The 5,874-nt window shown below is 52.6% G+C and carries 3 tRNA genes and 3 rRNA genes; all 6 read right to left on the reverse strand.

The features are described 5' to 3' along the window. Positions 1-3: 3 nt before the first annotated feature. Positions 4-80 (reverse strand) — tRNA-Met (locus J5Y17_RS18940). A gap of 150 nt (positions 81-230) precedes the next feature. Beyond that, positions 231-345: ribosomal RNA gene (rrf, locus tag J5Y17_RS18945) — 5S ribosomal RNA — on the reverse strand. 73 nt (positions 346-418) lie between these two features. Then, positions 419-3,244 (reverse strand): 23S ribosomal RNA (locus tag J5Y17_RS18950). A 369-nt stretch (positions 3,245-3,613) separates the two neighbouring features. After that, positions 3,614-3,690 (reverse strand) — tRNA-Ile (locus J5Y17_RS18955). A 38-nt stretch (positions 3,691-3,728) separates the two neighbouring features. Continuing rightward, positions 3,729-3,804 (reverse strand) — tRNA-Ala (locus J5Y17_RS18960). Positions 3,805-3,953: 149 nt separating this feature from the next. Continuing rightward, positions 3,954-5,418 (reverse strand): 16S ribosomal RNA (locus J5Y17_RS18965). The 16S, 23S and 5S rRNA genes sit together here with 3 tRNA genes alongside, the layout of an rRNA operon. Positions 5,419-5,874 lie beyond the last annotated feature (456 nt).

The raw sequence follows: 5,874 nt of genomic DNA on the forward strand, positions 1-5,874 counted from the left end.
TTTTGGTTGCGGGAGTAGGATTTGAACCTACGACCTTCAGGTTATGAGCCTGACGAGCTACCGGGCTGCTCCATCCCGCGACACTATGTTGTGCTACCGCCGATCGGGGACTTTAGCACGTGTTTGACCTATGGCGCGGAACGCGATTTGAGGCCAATTGCCCCACGGGCGAAGTATTTTCGTGTGGGGGATATTGTTATCGTTTAGAGAGATAATTGGCTCTTTATTAGGTTTGGCGGTGACCTACTCTCCCACGTCTTAAGACGCAGTACCATTGGCGCAACCGTGCTTAACGGCCGAGTTCGGGATGGGATCGGGTGTTTCACTGGTGCTGTGACCACCAAACCGAATAAAGAGCCAAGTCAAGTAAGTGTTTGTGTATGCTTTTGATTTGGTAAAAGTTTTGCTTTTACTGGATCAAATCAAGCCTATCGGGCAATTAGTACTGGTCAACTGAATGCATTACTGCACTTACATCTCCAGCCTATCGACGAGGTGGTCTACCTCGGCCCTCAGGGATACCTTGTTTTGAGGGGGGCTTCCCGCTTAGATGCCTTCAGCGGTTATCCTTTCCGATCATAGCTACCCAGCACTGCTATTGGCATAACAACTGGTCCACCAGTGGATCGTTCACCCCGGTCCTCTCGTACTAGGGGCAACTCCTCTCAAGTATCCTACACCCACGGCAGATAGGGACCGAACTGTCTCACGACGTTCTAAACCCAGCTCACGTACCTCTTTAAACGGCGAACAGCCGTACCCTTGGGACCTGCTCCAGCCCCAGGATGAGATGAGCCGACATCGAGGTGCCAAACACTGCCGTCGATATGGACTCTTGGGCAGTATCAGCCTGTTATCCCCGGCGTACCTTTTATCCGTTGAGCGATGGCCCTTCCACTCGGGACCACCGGATCACTATGGCCGTCTTTCGACTCTGCTCGACTTGTCAGTCTTGCAGTCAGGCTGGCTTCTGCCATTGCACTCAACGAGCGATTTCCGACCGCTCTGAGCCAACCTTCGCGCGCCTCCGTTACTCTTTGGGAGGCGACCGCCCCAGTCAAACTACCCGCCACACAGGGTCCCGGAACCGGATAACGGTCCGCGGTTAGACATCAAGCAGAACAAGGGTGGTATCTCAAGGAAGGCTCCACAGGGACTAGCGTCCCTGCTTCAAAGCCTACCACCTATCCTGCACATGTTGTGCCTGATGCCAGTGTGAAGCTGTAGTAAAGGTGCACGGGGTCTTTCCGTCTAACCGCGGGAAGCCTGCATCTTGACAGGCAATTCAATTTCGCTGAGTCTATGTTGGAGACAGCGGGGAAGTCGTTACGCCATTCGTGCAGGTCGGAACTTACCCGACAAGGAATTTCGCTACCTTAGGACCGTTATAGTTACGGCCGCCGTTTACCTGGGCTTCAATTCAAGGCTTGCACCTCTCCTTTTAACCTTCAGGCACCGGGCAGGCGTCAGACCCTATACGTCGTCTTACGACTTCGCAGAGCCCTGTGTTTTTAGTAAACAGTCGCCACCCCCTGGTTTGTGCCCCCAGCCAATACTTGCGTAGAAACTGGGCCTCCTTCTCGCGAACTTACGGAGGTATTTTGCCGAGTTCCTTCAACATAGTTCTCTCAAGCGCCTTGGTATTCTCTACCAGTCCACCTGTGTCGGTTTAGGGTACGATCTAATGAGAGGCTATTTCCAGGGACCGCTGAGCCGCCCATTCAATCCGATAAGGATGAACGACCTTTGCGATCCGTCACTTCTCTCTGGCCCAGGAATATTAACCTGGTTCCCATCGACTACGCCTTTCGGCCTCGCCTTAGGGGTCGGCTTACCCTGCTCAGATTAGCTTTAAGCAGGAACCCTTGGACTTTCGGCGACAGGGTCTCTCACCCTGTTTGTCGCTACTCATGTCATCATTCTCACTGGTGATCTCTCCACGGGATCGTTCACACGCCCGCTTCACAGAAAGCTCCTTGTGTCCAATATTCCCGAAGGAATTAAGGACACATGGAGCTATATCACACCACGCTCTGCTACCATGCCTTACGGCATCCTCGGCTTCGGCTCATGGCTTGAGCCCCGTTACATCTTCGCCGCAGGACAACTTATCTAGACCAGTGAGCTGTTACGCTATCTTTAAAGGATGGCTGCTTCTAAGCCAACCTCCTGGTTGTTTTGGTCGTCCCACCTGCTTTCCCACTTAGCCATGAATTAGGGGCCTTAGCCGGAGGTCAGGGTTGTTTCCCTCTCCACTACGGGCGTTAGCACCCGCAGTGTGTCTGCCATCTAGTACTCCCGGGTATTCGGAGTTTGGTTAGGATCAGTAAGCCTGTGGGGCCCCATTACCCATCCAGTGCTCTACCCCCCGGGGTATTCGGATGACGCTCTACCTAAATAGATTTCGCAGAGAACCAGCTATCTCCGAGTTTGATTGGCCTTTCACCCCTAGGCACAACTCATCCCGACCTTTTTCAACAGGTGTGGGTTCGGACCTCCAGTAAGTGTTACCTTACCTTCATCCTGGTCATGCCTAGATCACTCGGTTTCGGGTCTGATCCCACGAACTCATGCGCCCTATTAAGACTCGCTTTCGCTACGCCTACACCTAACGGCTTAAGCTTGCTCGTAAGACCAAGTCGATGACCCATTATACAAAAGGTACGCCGTCAGATCTCGAGGATCCTCCGACTGCTTGTAGGCGTCCGGTTTCAGAAACTGTTTCACTCCCCTCGTCGGGGTGCTTTTCACCTTTCCCTCACGGTACTGGTTCGCTATCGGTCAGTAAGGAGTACTTAGCCTTCGGGGGTGGTCCCCCGATCTTCAGACAGAATTTCACGTGTTCCGCCCTACTTAATACGTCAATCAAAGCTTCCTATACGGGGCTGTCACCCGCTATGGCCAGACTTTCCAATCTGTTCTAGTCACTTCTCATGCTCGGCTGGTTCCCGTTCGCTCGCCGCTACTAGGGAAGTCTCTATTGATGTCCTTTCCTCCGGGTACTTAGATGTTTCAGTTCCCCGGGTTTGCTCTTAAAACCCTATGTATTCAGGTTAAAAGTACCTGTTTCAGCAAGATATTGATTACCGAGGTAACAATATCAAACTGTCAGGTGGGTTCCCCCATTCGGAAATTCATGGATCAAAGCCTATTCTCAGCTCCCCATGACTTATCGCAGAGTATCACGTCCTTCATCGCCTCTTACTGCCAAGGCATCCACCAAACGCCCTTCTCGCGCTTGATTTGATCCAGAAAGAGCAAAACTTGCGTCTTGCGAGCCTACAAGCTGGTAAGATGTAGGCTGTGCTTCCTGAACCAAAAGCATACTTTCCCGCTTCCGATCTTGTATGGGATCGGAAACGCGCTGCAATTCCGTAGAACCGCAACTTGGTTAGTTTACTTGACTTGGGCAACATCATCTTTTCACGCCGCGATACAGTCAAAACCCCGAGGAAAGGGGGTTGAGATTGCCTTCCTTGCGGAAGCGACGGAGGTTTAACCCACACTTGGGCAACCAACGATGTTGCAATTTTATCTCTCTATACGATGTCAATGCGTCTAAGATTAGACGAGCAAACACTGGATCAGTGCTTGCTGATGTAATCTTAAAGGATGGTGGGTCGAGGAGGACTTGAACCTCCGACCTCACGCTTATCAGGCGTGCGCTCTAACCACCTGAGCTACCGACCCATCCGGATCGGCAACGCTACCGGTGGCCGATCATAACCTGGTGGAGCCTATCGGGATCGAACCGATGACCCTCTGCTTGCAAAGCAGATGCTCTCCCAGCTGAGCTAAGGCCCCAGAAGCAACCGCGAAGGCTGCTTGGAATTCCGAAGAGATATGAGGACGGCCTGGCCGAGTTTGACCAACTATTGTTGATCTTATGCTACTAAGTAGCTGCTAAGTGTTTCATGAGATTGGCAAGCCAATCTAGCTAGAAACATCCTTAGAAAGGAGGTGATCCAGCCGCAGGTTCCCCTACGGCTACCTTGTTACGACTTCACCCCAGTCGCTGAGCCTACCGTGGTCCGCTGCCTCCAAAAGGTTGGCGCACGGCCGTCGGGTAGACCCAACTCCCATGGTGTGACGGGCGGTGTGTACAAGGCCCGGGAACGTATTCACCGCGTCATGCTGTTACGCGATTACTAGCGATTCCGACTTCATGGGGCCGAGTTGCAGACCCCAATCCGAACTGAGACATCTTTTGGAGATTAACTCACTGTAGATGCCATTGTAGCACGTGTGTAGCCCAACCCGTAAGGGCCATGAGGACTTGACGTCATCCACACCTTCCTCCCGCTTATCACGGGCAGTTTCCCTAGAGTCCCCGGCCAAACCGCTGGTAACTAAGGATGTGGGTTGCGCTCGTTGCCGGACTTAACCGAACATCTCACGACACGAGCTGACGACAGCCATGCAGCACCTGTCACTGATCCAGCCGAACTGAAGGAAAAGATCTCTCTAATCCGCGATCAGGATGTCAAGGGTTGGTAAGGTTCTGCGCGTTGCTTCGAATTAAACCACATGCTCCACCGCTTGTGCGGGCCCCCGTCAATTCCTTTGAGTTTTAATCTTGCGACCGTACTCCCCAGGCGGAATGCTTAATCCGTTAGGTGTGTCACCGACAAGTATACTTGCCGACGACTGGCATTCATCGTTTACGGTGTGGACTACCAGGGTATCTAATCCTGTTTGCTCCCCACACTTTCGCACCTCAGCGTCAGTATCGAGCCAGTAAGCCGCCTTCGCCACTGGTGTTCCTCCGAATATCTACGAATTTCACCTCTACACTCGGAATTCCACTTACCTCTCTCGAACTCAAGACTAGCAGTATCAAAGGCAGTTCCAGGGTTGAGCCCTGGGATTTCACCTCTGACTGACTAATCCGCCTACGTGCGCTTTACGCCCAGTAATTCCGAACAACGCTAACCCCCTCCGTATTACCGCGGCTGCTGGCACGGAGTTAGCCGGGGTTTCTTTACCTGCTACTGTCATTATCATCACAGGCGAAAGAGCTTTACGACCCTAAGGCCTTCATCACTCACGCGGCATCGCTAGATCAGGGTTGCCCCCATTGTCTAAGATTCCCCACTGCTGCCTCCCGTAGGAGTCTGGGCCGTGTCTCAGTCCCAGTGTTGCTGATCATCCTCTCAAACCAGCTATAGATCGTAGTCTTGGTAGGCCATTACCCCACCAACTAACTAATCTAACGCGGGCCGATCCCTCACCGAAATTCTTTCCCCCGAAGGGCGTATACGGTATTAAACCCAGTTTCCCGGGACTATTCCGTAGTGAAGGGTACGTTCCCACGCGTTACTAACCCGTCCGCCACTAGATCCGAAGATCTCGTTCGACTTGCATGTGTTAGGCGTGCCGCCAGCGTTCGTTCTGAGCCAGGATCAAACTCTCAAGTTGAAAGCATGTTACCATGCTAACCTTGACGTCGAACCTCTGCACATCACTCCATCCAACCGGCTAGGGCTGAATGGAAAACTGTTTGTTGTGCTTCATTTCCAAAGAAACAAAAGCCGTCCAAACAGTGAAGCTGACACTCTATCATCAGGACCGAAATCCCTAAGAGCGCGATATACAGACGTTCTTGTCGTTAAGACCAAACCGCCCACATATCTCTTCGTTCATCTATCAATTTCAAAGAGCAAGAGACAAAAACCAGACCAGTGCGCCCTAAACTTAACGGCGCGCCCGCCCAGATCTGCCTCAAATTTTCTGCCTCGCTTCCCGTCCAAGTCACCCTCTCGAGCACCCCGGCCAGTCCGTCTGGCGTCCCGTGCTGCGCTGTCTGCGCCGCCGGTGAAGGGGGTTCTAAGGCGAACACCCAGAACCCGCAAGCGCTTTTTATAAGAAAAGTGA

Origin of the sequence: Celeribacter sp. PS-C1 (assembly GCF_019429625.1) — a bacterium.
Taxonomy (GTDB): Bacteria; Pseudomonadota; Alphaproteobacteria; order Rhodobacterales; family Rhodobacteraceae; genus Celeribacter.